Annotated in this window: 16 protein-coding genes and 3 pseudogenes; 12 read left to right on the forward strand and 7 right to left on the reverse strand. The window is 68.4% G+C overall.

The features are described from left to right. The first annotated feature begins 21 nt into the window (after window positions 1–21). On the forward strand, window positions 22–612 hold the full coding sequence (locus tag OG734_RS38645; protein WP_330292067.1) for a sigma factor: 591 nt from the start codon (window positions 22–24) through the stop codon (window positions 610–612). 183 nt (window positions 613–795) lie between these two features. On the opposite strand, the pseudogene OG734_RS38650 reads toward OG734_RS38645, so the two are convergent. Beyond that, window positions 796–1,004: pseudogene (locus OG734_RS38650) on the reverse strand (helix-turn-helix domain-containing protein); the annotation flags it as partial. 265 nt (window positions 1,005–1,269) lie between these two features. On the opposite strand from OG734_RS38650, the gene OG734_RS38655 reads away from it, so the two are divergent. The 8 genes and pseudogenes from OG734_RS38655 to OG734_RS38695 form a co-directional block, all read left to right on the forward strand. Next, a complete protein-coding gene (locus OG734_RS38655; RefSeq protein ID WP_330292068.1) occupies window positions 1,270–2,070 on the forward strand; it encodes a helix-turn-helix transcriptional regulator in 801 nt (266 codons plus the stop codon). A gap of 858 nt (window positions 2,071–2,928) precedes the next feature. Continuing rightward, a complete protein-coding gene (locus OG734_RS38665) occupies window positions 2,929–3,393 on the forward strand; it encodes a VOC family protein (protein WP_330292069.1) in 465 nt (154 codons plus the stop codon). A gap of 233 nt (window positions 3,394–3,626) precedes the next feature. Next, entirely contained in the window at window positions 3,627–3,956 is a 330-nt protein-coding gene (locus OG734_RS38670; protein ID WP_330292070.1) for a transposase family protein, read from the forward strand. Window positions 3,957–4,150: 194 nt separating this feature from the next. Further along, window positions 4,151–7,405, forward strand: coding sequence for a S8 family serine peptidase (locus OG734_RS38675; protein WP_330292071.1), 3,255 nt, complete (start codon window positions 4,151–4,153; stop codon window positions 7,403–7,405). A gap of 357 nt (window positions 7,406–7,762) precedes the next feature. After that, on the forward strand, window positions 7,763–8,083 hold the full coding sequence (locus OG734_RS38680) for a carboxymuconolactone decarboxylase family protein (RefSeq protein ID WP_318758420.1): 321 nt from the start codon (window positions 7,763–7,765) through the stop codon (window positions 8,081–8,083). 44 nt (window positions 8,084–8,127) lie between these two features. After that, window positions 8,128–8,538, forward strand: coding sequence for a (R)-mandelonitrile lyase (locus tag OG734_RS38685; RefSeq protein WP_330292072.1), 411 nt, complete (start codon window positions 8,128–8,130; stop codon window positions 8,536–8,538). 290 nt (window positions 8,539–8,828) lie between these two features. Further along, a complete protein-coding gene (locus OG734_RS38690; RefSeq protein ID WP_330292073.1) occupies window positions 8,829–8,954 on the forward strand; it encodes a hypothetical protein in 126 nt (41 codons plus the stop codon). Window positions 8,955–9,123: 169 nt separating this feature from the next. Continuing rightward, a pseudogene (locus OG734_RS38695) lies at window positions 9,124–9,302 on the forward strand (IS110 family transposase); the annotation flags it as partial. 47 nt (window positions 9,303–9,349) lie between these two features. On the opposite strand, the gene OG734_RS38700 reads toward OG734_RS38695, so the two are convergent. The 4 genes from OG734_RS38700 to OG734_RS38715 all read right to left on the reverse strand — a co-directional run bounded on the left by OG734_RS38700 (window position 9,350) and on the right by OG734_RS38715 (window position 13,007). Further along, a complete protein-coding gene (locus OG734_RS38700; RefSeq protein ID WP_330292074.1) occupies window positions 9,350–11,077 on the reverse strand; it encodes an acyl-CoA dehydrogenase in 1,728 nt (575 codons plus the stop codon). Window positions 11,078–11,179: 102 nt separating this feature from the next. Next, complete coding sequence (locus OG734_RS38705; protein WP_330292075.1) at window positions 11,180–11,938, reverse strand: oxidoreductase; 759 nt, start codon at window positions 11,936–11,938, stop codon at window positions 11,180–11,182. Beyond that, on the reverse strand, window positions 11,935–12,354 hold the full coding sequence (locus OG734_RS38710; RefSeq protein ID WP_330293945.1) for a nuclear transport factor 2 family protein: 420 nt from the start codon (window positions 12,352–12,354) through the stop codon (window positions 11,935–11,937). Before OG734_RS38710 ends, OG734_RS38705 begins: the two co-directional genes overlap by 4 nt. 104 nt (window positions 12,355–12,458) lie before the next feature. Continuing rightward, a complete protein-coding gene (locus OG734_RS38715) occupies window positions 12,459–13,007 on the reverse strand; it encodes a PadR family transcriptional regulator (protein ID WP_330292076.1) in 549 nt (182 codons plus the stop codon). A gap of 356 nt (window positions 13,008–13,363) precedes the next feature. Between OG734_RS38715 and OG734_RS48140 the strand changes: the two genes are divergently transcribed. Next, window positions 13,364–13,501 carry a hypothetical protein gene (locus tag OG734_RS48140; protein ID WP_443064993.1) on the forward strand — a complete coding sequence of 46 codons (138 nt, stop codon included), beginning with the start codon at window positions 13,364–13,366 and terminating at the stop codon, window positions 13,499–13,501. A 178-nt stretch (window positions 13,502–13,679) separates the two neighbouring features. On the opposite strand, the gene OG734_RS38725 is transcribed toward OG734_RS48140, so the two are convergent. After that, window positions 13,680–13,949, reverse strand: a complete 270-nt coding sequence (locus OG734_RS38725) for a hypothetical protein (protein ID WP_330292077.1) — start codon at window positions 13,947–13,949, stop codon at window positions 13,680–13,682. Window positions 13,950–14,249: 300 nt separating this feature from the next. Beyond that, window positions 14,250–15,272, reverse strand: coding sequence for a zinc-dependent alcohol dehydrogenase family protein (locus tag OG734_RS38730; protein WP_330292078.1), 1,023 nt, complete (start codon window positions 15,270–15,272; stop codon window positions 14,250–14,252). Window positions 15,273–15,517: 245 nt separating this feature from the next. On the opposite strand from OG734_RS38730, the gene OG734_RS38735 reads away from it, so the two are divergent. Both OG734_RS38735 and OG734_RS38740 read left to right on the forward strand, forming a co-directional pair. Continuing rightward, complete coding sequence (locus tag OG734_RS38735; RefSeq protein WP_330292079.1) at window positions 15,518–16,465, forward strand: helix-turn-helix domain-containing protein; 948 nt, start codon at window positions 15,518–15,520, stop codon at window positions 16,463–16,465. A gap of 950 nt (window positions 16,466–17,415) precedes the next feature. Continuing rightward, a pseudogene (locus OG734_RS38740) lies at window positions 17,416–19,740 on the forward strand (helix-hairpin-helix domain-containing protein); the annotation flags it as partial. Window positions 19,741–19,744: the final 4 nt, after the last annotated feature.

Consider the following 19,744-nt stretch of genomic DNA (forward strand, 5'->3'; position numbering starts at 1 on the left):
AGACCAGGATGATCTCCGCACATGGCGTCGAGCCGCACCCCCGACCCCGCCCGGAACGTTCCGGTCCCGGACCGTCTGTCCGCGCGCTTCGACGAGGAGGCCGTGCCACTCCTTGGTCAGCTCCGCGCCACTGCGATAGCTATGACCGGGAATCCGGCGGACGCGGACGACCTCCTCCAGGAGACCTGCCTGTGGGCCTGGGTGGCCTTCGGCACGTTTACCGAGGGCACCAATCTCAAGGCATGGCTCAACCGCATCCTGATCAACATCTTCATCAACGACCACCGCAAACGGGCTCGTGAGCCGCGCCGACTGTCGGTCGAGGAGACGACCGACGCGCACTGGAGCCGGCGGCATCTCGGTGCGGCCCCGGCTGCCGGCCACCAGTGCGGCGACGGTGCGCTCCAACCCAGCCTGCGCCCGGACCAGGTAGCCGACGAGCCCGTGGCTGATGGCCCTGACCAGCAACGCACCGCTGATGGCTTCGGCGACCAGCACGATGGGCAGTTCGCCGTCGGACGAGCGTCGGGCGATCTCCTCCATGGCGACGACGGTCCGGCCGGTGACGCGGCCTGCGACGAACAGTGCCGCACCGGCCTCCTCAGCCTGTGATCGGGTCGTCCGCCACGACCACGACTTTCACGGGTCGAGTCGTCCGCCGGCCGGGGACGGCTGCCGATAAAGATGCGTTCACGTGCGTTTCCTTACGCCTGAGGGCGTGCCGTGACCTCCGGCGACCTGCGCCGGTACGGTCCGGCATTCCCAGCGCGGTCACGCGGCGATGCCCGTCTCCAGCACGGCGGCCCGGAGCGCTTCGGCGACCCGTACCGTCGCCTCCTGCGGCTGGTCCAGCAGCTTGGCGTCAGCGACCCGTTCGATGGCGGCGATCTGACGGGAGACGGCAGACTGCGTGTAGCTCAGTGACGCCGCGGCGGCCGTGAACGTCCCATGCTCCGCCACCGCTCGACCCGCAGTGAGGTGAGCGAGACATCTCTGAAGTCCATTGACGCCAACGCATGTCACATGGTCCAAACTTTCGTTTGCCTCATGAACGGTCGCACTCCTACGGTGTTCACGTGAGTTCGCGTGCCAACCCCTTTCGGTTCCTCCCACACCACGGCAGAAGTCGCGTTCGTCGCCGCCGACCCCACACAGCGGCTGAGGAACGTGTCCGAGTGCTCGCCGGGGCTCCCTGATTCCGCGCCCGCATGCGTCCATGCATCCCACGTACATCTGCACTGCACATCGCTGCGGGAATCGAGGTTCCTCATGTCCGACCTGGTCCAGCGCGAAGAGCTCGGCGCCTTCCTCCGGTCTCGCCGTGAGGCCACCGACCCCGTATCGGAGGGCTTCCAGCCAGGGACCCGCCGTCGGACACCCGGGCTGAGACGGGAGGAACTGGCCCAGCTCGCGGGGCTGAGCGTCACCTGGTACACGTGGATCGAGCAGGGTCGTGACATCAGTGTCAGCCGGCAGGTCATAGAGAGCCTTGCCACCGCGCTGCGGCTCACCCAGCCCGAGCGCGCGCATCTGTTCACCCTCGCGGGCCTTGCCCTTCCACCGAGCGGCCCCCATCCGCGGAAGATCGACCCCCTGCTGGAGCGGCTGGTGCAGGAACTGCACCCGAGGCCGGCGTACGTGATGACCCCGTGGTGGGACCTGCTGGCGTACAACGACGGCTATGCCGAGTTGCTCGGCGGCCTCGACCAACGGCCCGAGGGCGAACGGAACATTCTGTGGCTCATCTTCATCGAGTCGCGCGGTTCCGAACTCTTCGTGGACTGGATGGGGGAGGCCCGCTCCCTGGTCGGCCAGTTCAGGGCGACCCTCGCGCAGTATCCCGACGATCCGCGCGGACCCGAGCTTCTAAAGACCATGCAGGAAGCGTCCGACATGTTCTGCGAGCTGTGGGACGAGGGGGGAATCAGCCGTTTCACTTCGTCCCGGAAGAAAATCCGGCATCCCCGCCTCGGCCGTATCGACCACGATTACGTGAAATTGGCCGACGCGCATGACGAGCAGCAGTCCCTCATCGTTTTTCTGGAAGTCGAGAGGACAGACGAGGACTGACCGTCTCCCATATTTCCCCATAGCCACGCAAAACAGAAACGCATGGTGTGCGGAGCCCTTTCCATGGCCTCCGCGAAGCCGACTCAAGACCACTACGGCTTGGCCCTTGGGCAGGTCGTAAAGCTGAAGAGCGGGACAATTCGCCCGATCCTTGCGGTAGCGACGCCGCCAGGCGTCCTTGACGGGCCGACACGGCCCGCACACTTCAAGGTCGGGCGGCCCACCCCCGACACCGCCGTCTCAAGGTTGGTCCATTGGGGACGAAGACGCTGGGGTCGGGGAATTACTCGATCGCCGACAAACCGGGGTTGTCCGGGTGCTCGCTAATCCACGCCAGGCCGATGGGGTTCAGGTGGTGGCGTGCTCGCGTGACCGCGACGTAAGCTCAACTCGGCGCACTCGGATGGCAGTCAGCAAGGCGCACGGCGGGCGGCAGCCCCAGCCGACGGCGAGGTGAACCCCGTTGCTCAGCCGGCCACGCGAGCGGCCCAGCCGGCCGGAGTCCGGCCGAAACTGTCTCTCGGTCAGGGTGGTCCTCCGACTGACAGCCTCTGCTTCACCTGCGATCACGAACCGCTTGGTACCACGTACGCGGCGGTTGCCGACACCTCGGGGGGAGTACGGGCCGCCAGGGGTCAGCTGAGTGATGGGCGGTCACTCGCAGATCCGGCCGCCGCCTCGGCCCCTCTGCTCACGGGGGTCTCACCTCGAAAGACTTGCACCTGACACTAGCGTCAGGTTTTACCGTTGCGGCTGAAGTTGCAGACCGGCGCCGGGAGTTGGCCGTCGACCGGTCTGGATCAGTGCCGCCGGGCCAGTGCCTGTGGCGACCGCTCCCCCAGTCCAAAGAGGAGAATCGTGCCCTTCCATCACATCTGCATCATGGTGAGCGATCTGGACCGATCGGTGCCCTTCTATCAGGACCTCCTGGGATTCAAGAACGTGTTGTTCGAGAGTGCCGAGCCCGGAAACTGGTTCGACGCCTCGACGCTCGACGACATTCTTGGCGCGAAGAACGCGGCGACCCGGATCGTGATCGTCTCCGACGACTCTGGCGCGACGCTGGAACTGCAGCAGGCGGCCAACCCGATCACCACCAAGGCTCCGGACGAGTACCTGCGCTACGGTGCGACCGGCATCACGGAGCTGGCGCTCACAGTGCCCGACATCGATGACCTCTTTCAGCGTGTCAAGGCCGCTGGTGTAGAGGTTCAGACCGACTACATCTGGACCCCGATGCCCGGACTTCGGTCTTTCCTGTTCTACGACCCCGACGGAGCACTCATCCAGGCCATGGAAGTCTCGGACGACCAATCCGCGTAAGTGAGGCGATGCCCAACGTACTCGCCTGATTGAACCGCTTTGCGGCTGGTGGAGGCTGTGATGTGTCCCGGGTCTGATGAAAGTCACCTTGCTGGTTCCCGGCACTCAATGAGCTTCTTCGGGGTCAAGGCTTCGGCGTAGTCGTGTGACGCCCGGTTCGTGGCGATCTGTCAACTCAGCGTGGCCCCGGAGTATGACAGGCGCGGCTTCAAGATAGGGAGTTCGCACGCCTCGTGACCCGAGTGGAAGGCCGGCCTGCCGACGCGTCATCACTGATCCCGACTGCGCTTGACCAGCTCCGCGAGCAATCAGATGCCGTTTCCGAAGAGGTCCCGGGCCTGCTGGCGCGGCTGGCCGATGTGTCGGACCCGCGGGATCCGCGCGAGGTGCGCCACCACCTGACCGTGGCGCTCGCACTCACCGCGTGTGCCGTGCCGGCCGAGGCGACCTCGCAGTACACGCTCTGGAGCCGGAAGGTCGGCCAACTCGAACCCGACACCCCCACCACCGTCACACCGGCCACCCGGCCGATGGCCGCGGGCGAGAGCCCGAACTCAAGGTGACATGGCCCGCTTTGCAGGCCATGCAGTACCTCGGCCTCGTCGAATTTGGCGACAGTTTGAGCACCCTCGGGCGCACGGTGTTGACAGTCACGCCGTAGCCGCCCCGCACACCCCCCCCACAGCCGCAGAGGCGGATGTCGGCCGGACACCTGGCGCCCGATGCCTCCGCGGCACCCGATCGATATGGATCACAAGTGACACGCACACGCATACGTCCGAGAGCGGCCGTCACCACTCTCGTGTCCCTCCTCGCCGGAGCCCTGACCGTCATGGCGGTCCTCTCTCCCACCTTCGCCGCCGACGCCAACTCCACTGGGAGGGGAGTCAGTTACGGTGACGGCACGTACATCGTGAAGCTCGACGGCCAACCCGTCGCCGGATACAGGGGCGACCTGCCGGGGCTGAAGCGGACGGCGCCTGCGGCGGGCAGGCGGCTCGACGCAGACTCCGCCACGGTCGAGAAGTACGTGGCGCACCTGGACGACCGCCGGGAGCGGGTCCTCGACGCCGTGCCCGGCGTCGAGACGCTCTACGACTACTCGTACACGTTCAACGGATTCGCCGCCGAACTGACCGGCCGGCAGGCCGCGAAGCTGACTTCGACGCCTGGGGTCGTCTCGGTGACCCGGAACACGGTCGCCCAGCTGACGTCGACGGGGCCGAACGATAGGCCGGGGGCGGTGGGCCGGGCGGAAACCCACATCCGGACCGCGGCCGACGGCCGGGACGGGGCCCAGGGCGAGGTCCCGACTCCTGCGGCCCAGCAGCCGCCCTCTCCCGACGATGTGAGCCGCTCGCGGGGCGAAGGTCTTTCAGGGGCGCGATCAGCCCTCACCGGACCCGCAGCCGTCCGAACACCGCACACCCCGGGCTCCAAGGCGCCCCGTGCATCCCGCCCCGCCCAGTTCCCCGACATCCCCCGTCTCCTGGGCCTCTCCGGCGACAAGGGTCTGTGGGCGAAGGCGGGCGGCCCCGAGCACGCCGGAGAAGGCGTGATCGTGGGGATCGTGGACACTGGGGTCGACCCCTCGAACCCGATGTTCGCCGCGCTGCCGGAGCCGCGCCCCGACGCCGGGGTAATCGCCAAGAAGTGGCACGGCGTCTGCGACCCGGGTGAAGACCCCGCGCGCAAGGTGACCTGCAACAACAAGGTGATCGGCGCGCAGTGGTTCGGTGCGGGCGTCCCCGCGGACCGCGAAGACACTCCCTCGCCGTTGGACACCAGCAGCCACGGCACGCACACCGGCAGCACGGCCGCCGGGAACTACGACGTCGCCGCGTCGGTACCCGGCGGCAACGCCGAGGGCAGGCTCAGCGGTATCGCTCCGGCCGCCCGTCTCGCCTTCTACAAGGCGTGCTGGCCGGGCTTCGGCTGCCCGACCGCGGACCTCACGGCCGCGATCGACAGGGCCGTGGCGGACGGCGTCGACGTCATCAACTTCTCCCTCACCGGCACGCTCACCGAGCAGCCCGACATGGAGGCCATGTTCAACGCGGCCAGGGCGGGCGTGTTCATCGCCGCGTCCGCCAACAACGGCGGCCCGGACTCGGTGCACCACACCGGCCCGTGGGTCACGACGGTCGCCGCGGCGACGCACGACACCCAGTACACCGCTTCCCTGGTCCTCGGCGACGGCCGCCGCTACACCAGCATCAGCCTGAACCCGGGGGTCGACTCGGCCCCGCTGGTCGAGGCAGCCGCCGTACGCAAGGACGGCTCGGACGCCGGCAGGGCCGCGCTGTGCGCGTCCGGCACGCTCGATCCGGCACGGGCGAAGGGCAAGATCATCGTCTGCGACCGAGGCGGTGACGGCATCTGGACAGACAGCAAGGCGGACGAGGTCTTGGCGGTCGGCGGCAAGGGGCTCGTGGTCACCAACACGCCGACCTCCGATCAGCAATTCTTCGCGTACCTCTACCCGGTGCCGTTGATCCAAATCGGCACCGAGGACGCGAAGGCGGTCCACGCGTACGCCTCCGCCGCCGGCGCGACCGCCCGGTTCACGCCCACGAAGAGCAGCCACCAGGCCACCCGGGAGATCACCTCCTTCTCCTCCAGTGGCCCGGACCACTTCAGCGACGGCGACCTGCTCAAGCCTGACATCGCCTCCTTCGGCGAGACCATTCCGGCGGGCGTGGTGCCCGGCAGCACCAGCTACTACCCCGGCCCGTTCGGCTTCGCCGACGGCACGTCGATGTCGTCCCCGCACATCGCGGGCCTTGGCGCCCTGCTGCGGCAGCTGCACCCCGACTGGTCGCCGATGGAGATCAAGTCGGCGCTGATGACGACGGCCACGACCACCGACGAGAACGGCGACCCCATCGGCCGCGCCCTGGCCGACTCCGCCTCGCCCCTCGACTACGGCGCGGGCCTGCCCCGGGTCACCCGGGCGGCCGACCCCGGCCTGGTCTACGACTCCACCTCCGCCGACTGGACCGCCTACCTCTGCGCGATCGGCCAGAAGCCGGCCACCGAGGACAGCGGCGACGCCTGCGCCACGGCCCCGAAGACCGACCCCAGCGACCTCAACTACCCGTCTATCGCGGTCGGCGACCTGCTGGGCAGGCAGACGGTGACGCGCACGGTCACCAACGTCTCGGCCCAGACGGCCACGTACAAGGCGAAGCTCCAGACCCCGCCGGGCTTCCGCGCCGAGGTCACCCCGAAGCGGCTGACGGTCGCGCCGGGCGAGTCGGTGTCGTACAAGGTGGCGTTCGAGCGTACGAGCGCGGCCCACGACACCTGGTCCTTCGGCTCCCTGACGCTCAGCGACGCGCACGGCCACCACGAGGTCACCAGCCCGGTCGCCCTGCGCGCCGTAGCGTTCTCCGCCCCGGACGAGGTCACGGTCACCGACGGTGACTCCGCGACGCTGAGGACCGGGGTCGACTGGAACGGCGAGCTGACCGCGAAGGCGTCCCTCTACACCGGCGAGAAGACCACCGGCACCCTCACCGGCACCGACCAGGCCGACTTCACCATGAGTCAGCGCACCAACGACGCCGTCGTGAAACACCGCGTCCATGTCCCCGGGGGCGCCCCCTTCACCCGGTTCGCCATCACCTCCGCGGACCACGTCCCCGGCAGCAACCTCGACCTGTACGCCTTCGACACCGACGGCAACCACATCGGCGACTGGGCCGGCCCCGGCTCCGACGAGCACGTCGACCTGCCGCCCGGCGACTACGACGTCTACGTCCTCCAGTACGAACTGCCGGCCGACACGACCAGCCAGCAGTACACCCTGTGGAGCTGGAAGGTCGGCCAGGGCACCCCGGCCGTGACACCCACGGTCACCCCGGCCCAGCAGCACGTCTCAGCAGGCGACCGCCCAGAGGTCACGGTGGCGTGGCCGGACGCCACACGCGGCCAACGGTACGTCGGTGCCGTCGAGTACGGCGACGGTCCGACCACCCTCGGGCACACGGTTCTGACAGTCACGCCGTAGCCGCGACCCGGTAGCCGTCGGAGCGAACCGGTGGTGAGCGATCCGCCCGCGCACTCCCCAAGTGCGCGGGCAGATCGCGTCGGCCCGAAACGAGGAGGAGTACGGCGGGTCCGGCGGCGAACTGGGCCTACCAAAAACGCAGCTCAAGAAACGACCGCTGCTGGAGTACCAAGGCGGTCGGCGCACGGGTGGGGGGCCTGTCAGGGCCTGTAAGCCCATGCCCTCACTCACCTCTGTGATCCGTAGATTCCTCGATATCGGCGGAGATTGGGACTTTCGGATCCCGGGCAGTCGCAACCGTACCCACCACACAGTGGTCTTGACCGGCCCGCACCGTTTTGATCGAGGAGTCCTCGCATGCCGAAGCAGTCCGCACCCCAGGAGCTTGCCGCCATCGCGCCGAAGCTCGTCGAGGTCACCAACGATGTGCTCTTCGCCGACGTCTGGGAGCGCCCCGGGCTGTCCCCGCGCGACCGCAGCCTGGTCACCGTGAGCGTGCTGGCCGCCCTCTACCGCTCCGAGCAGCTCGGCTACCACCTGGGCGTCGCCCTGGACAACGGCCTGAGCGTCGAGGAGCTGTCCGAGGCCATCACCCACCTCGCCTTCTACGCGGGCTGGCCCAACGCCATGACCGCGATCAACCAGCTCAAGAAGATCGCCGACGACCGTAACGACTGACCGCGCTGACGCCCAGCACCCCCTCACGATGAAGGAAAAGAGCCATGGAACACATCACCTCCACCCCCACCATGAAGGCCCCGGCCGAGCGCTTCACCGGCGACGTCTACCTCAACATGATCGAGTCCCCCACCGAGCCCGCCCGCCTCGCGGCCGGCCTGGTGCGCTTCACTCCCGGCGCCCGCACCAACTGGCACTCCCACGCCAACGGTCAGGTCCTCTATGTCACCGACGGCGTCGGTCTGGTCGGCACCCGTGACGGCAGCGTCGTACGCATCAGCGCCGGGCAGACCCTCAAGTGCCCAGCCGGCGAGGAGCACTGGCACGGCGCGACGGACACCAACCTCATGGCGCACATCGCCCTCGTGGTCGGTGACGGCAACGGCGACGGCACCACCTGGCTGGAGCCCGTCACCGACGCGCAGTACGACGCCGCCCTCGCCGGCAGCCACTGACCGACCGGCCCGCCCGCCCCTCTCCCACGCCAACCCGCGCGGGAGGCAGCAGGCGAAGCCCGAGCGTCATGCCGGGGGCGGCCGCGGTCTCTCCTCGCGGGGCGCCGGCCGGGCACCGTCGCCCAGAGGGACAGGTCCAGATCGAGGCGGCTGTTCATATCCAGCTCGAACCGGTCGTACGGATTCGTGGGTCCAGAACAGCGGCGACAGCGCCGGGCGGTCCGCGTCGCGGTGAGCTTGTCCGCCCACTTCGGATCGGCAAGGATCTCCTGCATCAGCAGCGTGTTGACGTGCACCAGCGCCGACTGGAGCAGGTGCAGTGCGAGCATGCGGCGTTCCCGTTGCCCGGCCAGACCGACATCACGTCCGGTGCCGTGCCCGAGCTCAGCTGGGTTCGGATCTGCTGCTGGTACTGATCGGTGCCGGTGACGGTGTAGCGGACCCTGACGCCCGGGGTTGGCCTTCTCGAACGCCTTGACGACGGCATCGATGGAGCCCTGGTCCTGCGACGCGAGAGTGAGGGTCTTGGATCCGCCCGAGCCTCCGCCTGAACCAGCGCCAAGGTGCGCCGGTCGACAGACGAGCTCGGCCCGCTCCTGCCCCGTCTCGCAAGCCTTCTACGAACGCAAGAGAGCCGAGGGGAAAAGCCACAAACAGGCGATCACAGCCCTCGCTCGACGTCGTCTGAACGTCTTATGGGCCTGATACGCGACGGTCGTACCTTCGAGCCCACCGCACCGTCGCCCGCGATCGCACTCCTCTGAAACCCACACAGCCTGTCACCGACACCAGTTGACAACTCCATGGGGAATCAGTAGCCGGTTTCTCCTGCGCTCGCGGACTGCGCGTGCGCCGCGATGCGGCTGAGGTGGTGAGCGCCGTAGGCGTTGGCTTCGGATATCCGGCGGTGGCTCTGTTCGGAGGTGCCGTCGCGGGTGTCGAGGACGGCCTGGAGCGTTCGGACGTGGATCCAGCCTCCGAGGACCAGGCCCCACATCTTGAGATAGGGGACGCCGCCGGCATAGGCGTCACGTCGGCGGCCCTCGGTTGCGTGGTCCAGCAGAAGGACGGTGACGTCTCGAATCGAGGCGAGGGACCGCGTCATTCGCTCGGCCGTCGCGACGGCTACCGGGTGCTCGGCTTCGGCTAGATGTCGGACATCGGTCTCGATCATGTCGAGCACGCGGGAGGCGGTGCCGGCTCGATCTCGCAGAATCTTGCGGCCGAGGAAGTCGTTGGCCTGGATCGCGGTGGTGCCTTCGTAGATTGCAGCGATGCGGACGTCGCGGTAGTACTGGGCGACGCCGGTGTCCTCGATGAAGCCGGCGCCGCCATGGACCTGGACGGCGTCGGAGGTGATCCCGATGGCTTCCTCGGTTATCCAGCCCTTCACGACGGGGGTGAGGAAGTCGGTGAGCTCGAAGCTTTCGGCGTCGCCGGCGAAGGCTCGGTCGAGGTGGATGCTGGTTTGCAGCATCAGTCCGCGCATGGCGGTGATGATGCCGGCCGACGAGGACAACAGGCGCGCTACGTCGGGGTGGCGGGCGATGGGTGTGCCTTCGGGCTCGTCCAGGACCTTGCCCTGGACACGATGGTGGGCGTAGTGCTGAGCCGCCTGGTGGGCGCGGTCGGCGATGCCGAGGGCCCAGATGCCGGCGCCGAGGCGGCTGAGGTTCATCATCACGAACATCGCCGGGAGCCCCTGGTTCAGTTCCCCCAGGAGAAAGCCGGTTGCGTCCTCGTACTGCAGGACGCAGGTCGGGCTGCCTTTGATGCCCATCTTGTGCTCGAGTGCGATGGGGGTGACCCCGTTCGCGTGGCCCGGGTGGCCATCGGCGTCGGGAAGGAATTTGGGGACGATGAACAGTGACAGTCCCCGTAGCCCTGCCGGTGCGTCCGGCGTTCGAGCGAGCACGAGGTGCACGATGTTCTCGGTCAGGTCGTGGTCGCCCCAGGAGATGTAGATCTTCTGGCCGCTCACACGCCATGTCTGATCGTCCTGCGGTCGAGCGAGGGTGCGGATTGCGGCGAGGTCCGTGCCGGCCTGGGGCTCCGTCAGGTTCATCGTGCCGGTCCAGCGGCCTTCGACCATCGGCTCGAGGTAGACGGATTTCTGCTCGGGTGTGCCGGACCAGGAGATTGCGGCGACGGCGCCTTGGGTCAGTCCGCTGCACATGGCGAATGCGGGGTTCGCGGCGCTCCACAGTTCGGTGAGAGCTGCCGAGACGATGCGGGGAGCGCCGCCGGCTTGGACCGGTGCACCTACGCTGCTCCATCCCGCCCCGGTGAACTTCGCGTAGGCCTCGCGCATGCCGGGTGCGGTGACGACCTGCCCGTTCTCGATGCGCGCTGCGACCCGGTCGCCGGAGACGTTGGTGTCCTGCAGGACCTCGGCGGCCAGTTCGGCGGCCGGCCACAGAATGGCCACGACGTCGTCGATGTCGTATTCGCCGTTGGTCACGTCGGCCAGGTGCTCGGCGCCGTTCATGACGCGGCGCAGGAGGAACTCGTACTCATTGATCGGTGGGGTGTAGCTCATGGCGGTTCTCACCGTTCTCGACGCGTGGACAGGGGCGGTTGGGCACAGCGCCGCACCGTGGGGGAGGTTTGTTCAGGGGCCGCGGTGAACCGCGGGCCGGGGTCAGAGCCGGGCGGCGAGCTCAGTGGCCTGCCGGATGGCTCGCTTGGCATCGAGCTCGGCGGCGACGTCGGCGCCGCCGATGATGTGGACCGGGCGGCCCAGCGCTGCGAGCGGTTCGATCAGGTCGCGGACCGACTCCTGGCCCGTGCACAGGATGATCGTGTCGACGTCGAGTACCCGTGACTCGGTGGTGCCGTCGCCGACGGCGACCGTGATGTGCAGGCCGTCGTCGTCGATCCGGTCGTAGGTCACACCCTTGACCATCTCGACGCCGTCGTAGCCCGCGCGGCGGGCGAGGACCGCCGAGGCGGCGAAGTCGTCGATGGTCCGGTCGACTTCCCTGGTCGACATCGCCTTGGGGGCTCGGAACGGAGTGATGGGCGACTTGATGTCCGACGCCGCCCGCTTGAACGGATGGTAGGCGTAACGCCCGGCGTGGAGGATCTGCATCACGATCTTGCCGTCGTGCTCGTGCACCGCGTCGGTCACGATGCGGTGCTTGTCGGCAGACCGCCTCGACGTCATCTGCGCTCCGAACGGGAGCAGCCAGCCACGCCAGTTCGGTGCATAGCCACCGGTCACCGACAGGGCGACGCCACCCTTCGCGCGCTCGGCGAAATAGGCCGCGAGTTCGGGCAGATGCTTGGCGCGGTCCTCCATGCCGGTGTGCATCGACCCCATGACGACGCGGTTGCGCAGCGTCGTGTGGCCCAGGTCGAGGGGTTCCAGCAAGTGCGGGTACGGGTTCACGGTGCTCACTCCCGGGAGGGTGTCGTGCTGTGGAGGCCGGCGATCGCTTCGGCCTGGATCTGAGAAAACTGGGCGCCCATGGCTGCGGCGACGGCGGTCGCCGCCGACAGAGGCCGCACCATGACGGTGAACCCGCTGATCAGTCCGGCGTCGTTCGTGCGGATCAGGTCGATGCCGTTCAAGCTCGTCCCGTCCACAGACGTCTCGAAGAGCAGCGCCCCGCCGTGGCCGTCGAAGTCCGCGAGCTCACGGACATAGCGGAAGCCGGCGAAGACCCGGCCGACCCCACGCAGGATCGCCGCGACGATCGGCCTGCCCTCGTAGGGCTTGAACGCAACGGGGCTGCGTAAGACGACGTCCTCGGCGAGCAACTCGCCCAGCGCGACGAAGTCGCCGGCCTCGACGGCGGTACGAAAGGCGCGCATCGAACAACCGGTGGTGGAACGGCCTCGGGCTGACCGGTCCGTGTCGTGCTGATCGCGCTGACGGTCCTGACCTGCCTGAGCGCCCTGCTCCGGGGCGTCGGGGCTCATCGGTCCGTCTCCTCGGGCGCCAGCCGCTGCAGAATCTCGTCGCACCAGGCCAGCCCGGTCTCCTCGGCCAGCATTCCCCCGCGCAGCACGAGCCAGGCACCCATCTGGTCCGGGCGCAGGGCGTCGGGGTCGGGATAGAAACGCGCGGCGCTCTCGGCGTAGTAGGCGAGGCGTTGTTCGTGCACCAGGCGGCGGGTGCGGACATCTTCGACGATCGCAGTCGGGTTTCCGAATGGCAGGGCACGCAGTTTGATCGCGAACTCGCTGCGCAGGTACTCGACCGGCGTTGCCTGGGATGTCCACACACTCAGCTCATCGCGACCAGCCGATGTCAGAACGTAGACCTTCTTGTCGGGTCGCTCGTCCTGGGCCACGGTCTCGAACTCGACCCAGCCGGCGCGCTCCATCCGGCCCAGCACCTTGTAGATCTGCTGGTGGCTGGCCGTCCAGAAGTAACCGATCGATGCGTCGAACCGACGCGCCAGGTCGTATCCCGTGGCGGACTTCTCCGCCAAGGACACCAGAATCGCGTGCTCCAAAGCCATGGGCGCACCGTAATATGCAAATCGATGCTGTGCAACTAGATGCATATGGTGCCGTGAGCTGAGGTGGACCGCGCCGCGACTGACCAGGGCGGCCTCCAGCGGCCGTGTCGCACCGGTCCGTGTCGGCTGATCTGGCTTCCTGACGTGACCGAGGATCATCCTGCCGGTAGCTCGAAGACGGGCGGGCGTATGACTCATGTCGTCTGCGATACCGCTGCGCTGGGACCGTTGAGGGGTCTCGAGCTGCCCTTCGACCATCTGTTCTCCACGCAATCCGGAACAGCCCTGCGCGGTCGCGTGCGGCACGCCGCCGGAGCCCGCCGCAACCGCGGCCGCCACCGGCGTTCGATCAAGCCGTGTATCGGCACCGCGATACCGTCGAACGCGGGATCAACCGGCTCAAGCGCTACCGCGCCGTGGCCACCCGCTACGAGAAACTCGCCGTCCGCTACTTGGCCGTTCTGCCCATCGCCGCGATCAACGAATGGCTCTGACCACTTCAAGCCCGGCCAGCGTTAACAACGCTCGTGATCAATACAGCTAGTAACTACAGCCGCAGGCCGTGATCTTTGAGTCGTCGCCGGTATGACCAGGCCTCGGTGTGGGAGCGCGGGTGCGGGGTGAAGGTCAGGTCGGAGTGCAGGCGCCTGATCTCGTGGACGCTCAACGGGATCAGGCCGTCATCGGGGTCCGCAGAGCCCCCTTTTGTGTCCTCGCGGTGGCCGCGAGGGACCGTTCCAGCTGTAGTCCGCGTACCGGCTCCAGGTACACGTCCCGCGTCACCTGCTCGCTGCGGTGGCCGAGCATGTCCTCGACCATCTGCCAGACCTGCCCGTACACCTCCTCGTAGTGCAGGCGCTGGGCCGCCGTCAGCCCGAGTCGGCGATCCAGCGCGTTGTGCAGCGAGATCAGCATCCGCAGGGCCATGGAGTGCCGGAGCATCTTCGGGGTTGCGAAGACCTCGAGCCCCGCGTCCGCACAGCGGTCGCTCGCCCGCTCGAAGACCTTCGTCCAGCTCGCGCACTCCTTCGGCAGGCCGCTCCCACGACGCCCTCGCCAGCGATGACATCCATGCCGCCCAGCTGATCATCCGCGGGCCGGCGGCGCCGAAGCGGCGGGCGGCCGCGAGGCCCAGGCCCGGGCCGGCGCCGCCGAGAGCGAACGTGGCCATGGTGGATCCTTCGCCAAAAGGGGCGGGCGGCAGGAGTGCTGCGTCTCCGGGTGGTGGAAAAGGGGGACGGGTCAGAGGGTGAGGAGCACCTTGGTAGCGCGGCGTTCGTCCATCGCCTTGTAGCCCTCGGCGGCCTGCTCCAGGGGCAAGGTGAGGTCGAAGACCTTGCCCGGGTCGATCTTGCGGTCCCAGATGAGCTGGATCAGGTCGGGCAGGAACCGGCGCACCGGGGCGGGGCCGCCCAGGGTGTGGATGCCGGCGAAGAACAGCTCGATGCCGGGGATGGACACGTCGTAGTTCACGCCCACGTAGCCCAGGTGCCCGCCGCCGCGGGTGGCGCCGACGGCCTGCATGAACGATTCCTGCGTGCCGACCGCCTCGACGACCGAGTGCGCTCCCAGCCCGCCGGTGAGTTCCTTGATTTTCGCGACGCCCTCGTCGCCTCGCTCCTCGACGATGTCGGTCGCGCCGTAGTGGCGGGCCAGCTTCTGCCGCTCGGGGTGGCGCGACATGGCGATGATCCGCTCGGCGCCCAGCTGCTTGGCGGCCAGGACAGCCATCAGGCCGACGGCGCCGTCGCCGACGACCGCGACGGTCTTGCCGGGGCCGGCCTCGGCGGCGACAGCGGCGTACCAGCCGGTGCCCAGCACGTCGGAGGCGGCCAGGAGGTCGGGGATCAGCTCCGGGGCGGGCTGTCCGGGGGTGGCGACCAGGGTGCCGTCGGCCAGCGGGATACGGGCCTTCTCGGCCTGGGTGCCGATCCCCGCGTGGACGAACTCGGCGTGCACGCACTTGGACTGGAAGCCGGCCTGGCAGATCTCACATGTGTTGTCTGAGATGACGAACGAGCCGACCACGAAGTCCCCGGGCTTGACAGTCGTCACATCCGAGCCGACTTCCTCGACCACGCCTACGTATTCGTGCCCCATGAGCGTGTGGTCGGCGGGCTCGATGCCGCGGTACGGCCACAGGTCGGAGCCGCAGATGCAGGTCGCGGTCAGCTTCACGATCGCGTCGGTGGACTCGATGATCTTCGGGTCCTCGCGCTCCTCGACCCGGACGTCGCCGGCCTTGTGCATCACTACTCCACGCATGTGGGATCTCCTTGTCGTTCGTCGGCGCTGTCTGCGCCGGCTGGTGTCCAGGAAGGCACAGGACCGCCCGCGGCTTGTCCACCGCCGTTCCTGCTGCTGCGGAGCCCACCGGAAGGGCCCAACGGCAGTCGTGGTCCTGGCTGTGTACCAAGACAAGCGGCTGCCTCCCTGGCGAGGAAGGTTGCGTTTATGGGGGGTATAAGTTCAACCTCCCTTCCCGGCGGTGGGCGCCTACCGTGGAGGGCATGGTTCAGCGACCCGACAACCGTTCTGAGATCCGGGACTTCCTCGCCACCCGGCGCGCCAAGATCACCCCGGAGCAGGCCGGGCTGCCCGCCGGCGGACGGCGCCGCGTCAAGGGACTGCGGCGCGAGGAAGTCGCGGTTCTGGCGGGCGTGAGCACCGAGTGGTACACGCGCCTGGAGAGGGGACACGTCAGCGGTGTCTCCGATGACGTGCTCGACGCGGTCGCCCGCGCGCTGCGCCTGGACGAGGACGAACGTACCTACCTCTTCGATCTGGCCAGGGCCGCGCAGCCGGCCAGCCGCACACCCCGGCGCCGCAAGGCCGACGGCGTCCCGCCCCGTGTCCAGTGGTTGCTCGACTCCATGACACTGTCCGCGGCCTTCGTCACCAACGGCTGCCTGGACATCGTGGCTACCAACGCTCTCGCCCGCGCCCTGTTCGCGCCGATGTTCGACGGTGCGGCCGTGAACGAACGCGGCCGCCCCAACTTCGCCCGCTACTACTTCCTCGACCCCGGCTCACATCACTTCGTCGCCGACTGGGACGGCGCTGTCGCCACCACCGTCGCCCTGCTGCGCGCCGAAGCCGGGCGCTCCCCGCACGACAGGGCGCTGCGCGCTCTCATCGGAGAGCTGTCCACCGTGAGTACCGACTTCCGTACTCACTGGGCCGCTCACGACGTGCGCATCCACCACGGCGGCGTCAAAAGCTTCCATCACCCCGACGCAGGCCCCCTGGAACTCACCTACCAGCCGCTGGACCTGCCCCTTTCCGTCCACGAGGCACACTCCTTGACCATCTACACCGCCGAGCCCGGAACTCCCGACGAAGACCGGCTCAAGCTCCTCGCCAGCTGGACGGCCTCCCCTGCCGGGCACCAGAAGCCCCCCGCGACCCGCGCCGATCAACAAGACAAGAAGGCCGACACCCGCGACCCGTCCCGGTGATGCCAGGCACTCGACCAATCAAGATCCATGGCCGGTTTTGGGGTAGCCAGAGCCAGAAGGGTCCGCCGGTGTTTCCTAGGCGGTCGCTGATGGGGGGAACCCGCTCCCACGGCACCTCACCTGCGGCGATCATGTTTCATGAGGCGTCGCAAACGGCGATCCAGTGGCACACCGACCGCTTCCGCATCGTGCCCCAACTCGCCGAGGCGCTCACCGTGCCGACGCCCGCGGTGCGCAAGCGAGGTTCGGCCTGGACCGAGCTACCCCGGCCTGCGAGCGCAGGTACCGACCCCGTCGGACACGTCCGCCTCTGGCGCTCGTGCTGGACGCACAGCTGGACTCCCTAGCCGAGGCCGGGGTGACCCGGAACTTCTCGGAGTAGATCTCCACCCGCCTTCACACGCCCCGAGTTGGAGACCGCCGTGAAGCCCGCCGGGGAGATCCGCTCCTCCGGCGTCGCCATCACGCTCGTCGTCCACGAGCACAAGCGGCTCGGCCGCGGCATCGATCGCGCCATGCTCGCCGAGGAGCTGAGGGCGAGGGACGTCGGCCGGGGTTCTCACCGGGGAGCTCAGGCCGATCCGGTAGCTGACGAGCAGGCAGCCCGCTTCGACTCTGGAACCTCGCATGAGACTCATTTTGCTTGCTTCGCACGGGGCACGATCCCCAGCGGTTCTGGGAACTCGGAACCACCTTGCGGGCCGGATGCTATCGCTGGACGCTCATGAGCTCCGTTGGTGGGCCGCCGCTATGCGGGGTGGTCGCTAGAAGTCCCACCACTCGTCGGTTTCGAGGTCAGCCCCCGAGTTGGTCGTACGCCGGTGTTGGGCCGAGTACGGCCCCACGAAGGGACAAGATCTTGAGACGGAGCGCTGTGTCCCATGTGTGAGACAAGTTGGCAATCTCCAGGTCACCGATGCGGTATGGGACATTCCATTTTTGAACCTACAATCCGGGCCAAGGGCATCCGGGTCGCGGCCCGCGGTTCGGGCGCCGGCTCGCTGGTCTGCCACGCGCTGGACATCGCCACCGCCAACCCGCTCGACCACCGTCTTCTGTTCGAACGCTTCCTCAGCGTGCGCCGGGCCTCGCTGCCCGACATCGACATCGACGTGGAATCCGCCCGACGGCTGGAGTGCTACGACACGATCTTCGAACGGTTCGGCAAGGAACGGGTGGCGGTCACCGCGATGCCCGAGACCTACCGTGCCCGCCGGGCACTGCGGGACACCGGCCTCGCCCTCGGTATCGCCCCGGCGGACGTCGACAGGATCGCCAAGAGCTTCCCGCACCTGCGCGCATCCGACATCACCGGCGCCCTCGCCGAACTGCCCGAGCTGCGGCAGCTGGCCGCAGAGGCCGACCGGTACGGACCGTTGTGGGAGCTGGCGGAAGGCCTCGACTCGCTGGTCCACGGCATGGCCATGCACCCCTGCGGAGTGGTCATCAGTGACGCCACCCTCCTGGACCGACTGCCGGTGCAGCCCACGCCACAGGGCGACTACCCCATGGCGATGGCGGCGAAGGAGGAGATCGAGGCGCTGGGCAACATCAAACTCGACGTCCTGGGCGTGCGCATGCAGTCCGCGATGGCCCATGCCGTCACCGAGATCGAACGGACCACCGGCAACCACATCGACCTCGACGACCCGAAGCAGGTGCCGCTGGATGACGTCTTCGCCTTCAAGCTCATCCAGGAGAGCCAGACCCTGGGCCTGTTCCAGCTCGAATCACCGGGCCAGCAGGACCTCCTCTCCCGGCTGCAGCCCCGCGACCCGCAGGACGTCATCGCCGACATCAGCCTCTTCCGTCCCGGCCCGGTCGCCGGGGGCATGCCCGAGCGGTACATCGCCGCCCGGCACGGCGGTACACCGTCGTACGCCCACCCGGACCTGGAACCGGTGCTCGCCGACACCTACGGCGTGACCATCTGGCACGAGCAGATCATCCAGACGCTGCATGTGATGACCGGCTGCGACCTGGCCCTCGCGGAGATCGCCCGGCGGGCGCTCGGTGACAAGGACCGGCTGCCCGCGATCAGGGACTGGTTCCATGGCCTGGCACGCGCGCGTGGCTACAGCGCGGCCGTCCGGGACGAGGTCTGGCAGACCGTCGAGGCCTTCGGCGCGTACGGCTTCTGCCGCGCCCACGCGGTCGCCTTCGCCGTACCGGCCCTGCAGAGTGCCTGGCTCAAGGCCCACTATCCGGCGTACCTGCTGGCCGGCCTGCTCGAACACGATCCCGGGATGTGGCCCAAGCGCGTCCTGGTCTCCGACGCCCGGCGGCGCGGCGTGCCGATCCTGCCCGTCGACATCAACCACTCCCGGGTGAGGCACACCGTGGAGAAGGCAGACGGAGATCAGTGGGGTGTGCGACTCGCCCTCTCCGCCGTGCGCGGCATCAGTACGGAGGAATGCGCCCGGATCGAGGAGGGTCAGCCGTACGGATCGCTGTCGGACTTCTGGCAGCGGGGCCACCCCAGCAGACCGACCGCCGAACGCCTCGCCGAGATCGGCGCCCTGAACTCCCTCCACGACGGTCGCCTCACGCGCCGCGACCTGCTGCTGCAGATCGCCGAGTTGCACCGGCAGTCCCGCAACCGGACCGCGGGTTCGGGCCAACTGCCCATCGACACAGGTGCTGTTGGAGGAGTGGAGCCGAGCGGACTGCCGGAGATGACCGGACGCGAAGCCCTCAGCGCCGAGCTGAACACCCTCGGCATCGACGTCTCCAGGCACCTCATGGAGCACCACCACCGCCTCCTGCGCGAGATCGGCGCGACCGACGCCGCCCACCTGGCCGGACTACGGGCGGGGCAGCAGGTGTTGGTCGCCGGCGTACGGGCCTCCACCCAGACCCCGCCGATCGCCAGCGGCAAGCGGGTCATCTTCGTGACGCTGGAGGACGGCTCCGGTCTGGTCGACCTGGCCTTCTTCGAGGACTCGCATCCGGCGTGCGCGTACACCGTCTTCCACAGCGGCCTGCTCCTTGTCCGCGGCACGGTCCAGGTGCGCGGCACCCGTCGTACCGTCGTCGGCTCCATGGCCTGGGACCTGGACGAGATCGCCGCCGCCCGCCGCGACAACGGCCCCGAGTCCGCCCTCGCCCTCCTCGGCGAGAGCCGCCCGCACCCGACCCCCGCCCAGCCGCAGCGCACCCTGGCCAACGGCACGACAGGGGCCAGGCTGCACCCGTACGCCGACCTTCAGCCCGCCGGTACCCGCTCGGCGGACCTGAAGAAGTTCGGTCACACCAGCGCGGGTTCTGCAGGCTGATATG

Origin of the sequence: Streptomyces sp. NBC_00576 (genome assembly GCF_036345175.1) — a bacterium.
Taxonomy (GTDB): Bacteria; Actinomycetota; Actinomycetes; order Streptomycetales; family Streptomycetaceae; genus Streptomyces.

What these genes read in the sequence shown, in the direction of transcription:
- OG734_RS38645 (WP_330292067.1), top strand. Translation starts at nt 22, where the DNA reads ATGGCGTCGAGCCGCACCCCCGACCCCGCCCGGAACGTTCCGGTCCCG.
- OG734_RS38655 (WP_330292068.1), top strand. Translation starts at nt 1,270, where the DNA reads ATGTCCGACCTGGTCCAGCGCGAAGAGCTCGGCGCCTTCCTCCGGTCT.
- OG734_RS38680 (WP_318758420.1), top strand. Translation starts at nt 7,763, where the DNA reads ATGCCGAAGCAGTCCGCACCCCAGGAGCTTGCCGCCATCGCGCCGAAG.
- OG734_RS38685 (WP_330292072.1), top strand. Translation starts at nt 8,128, where the DNA reads ATGGAACACATCACCTCCACCCCCACCATGAAGGCCCCGGCCGAGCGC.
- OG734_RS38700 (WP_330292074.1), bottom strand. Translation starts at nt 11,077, where the DNA reads ATGAGCTACACCCCACCGATCAATGAGTACGAGTTCCTCCTGCGCCGC.
- OG734_RS38710 (WP_330293945.1), bottom strand. Translation starts at nt 12,354, where the DNA reads ATGCGCGCCTTTCGTACCGCCGTCGAGGCCGGCGACTTCGTCGCGCTG.
- OG734_RS38715 (WP_330292076.1), bottom strand. Translation starts at nt 13,007, where the DNA reads ATGGCTTTGGAGCACGCGATTCTGGTGTCCTTGGCGGAGAAGTCCGCC.
- OG734_RS38725 (WP_330292077.1), bottom strand. Translation starts at nt 13,949, where the DNA reads ATGCTCCGGCACTCCATGGCCCTGCGGATGCTGATCTCGCTGCACAAC.
- OG734_RS38730 (WP_330292078.1), bottom strand. Translation starts at nt 15,272, where the DNA reads ATGCGTGGAGTAGTGATGCACAAGGCCGGCGACGTCCGGGTCGAGGAG.
- OG734_RS38735 (WP_330292079.1), top strand. Translation starts at nt 15,518, where the DNA reads ATGGTTCAGCGACCCGACAACCGTTCTGAGATCCGGGACTTCCTCGCC.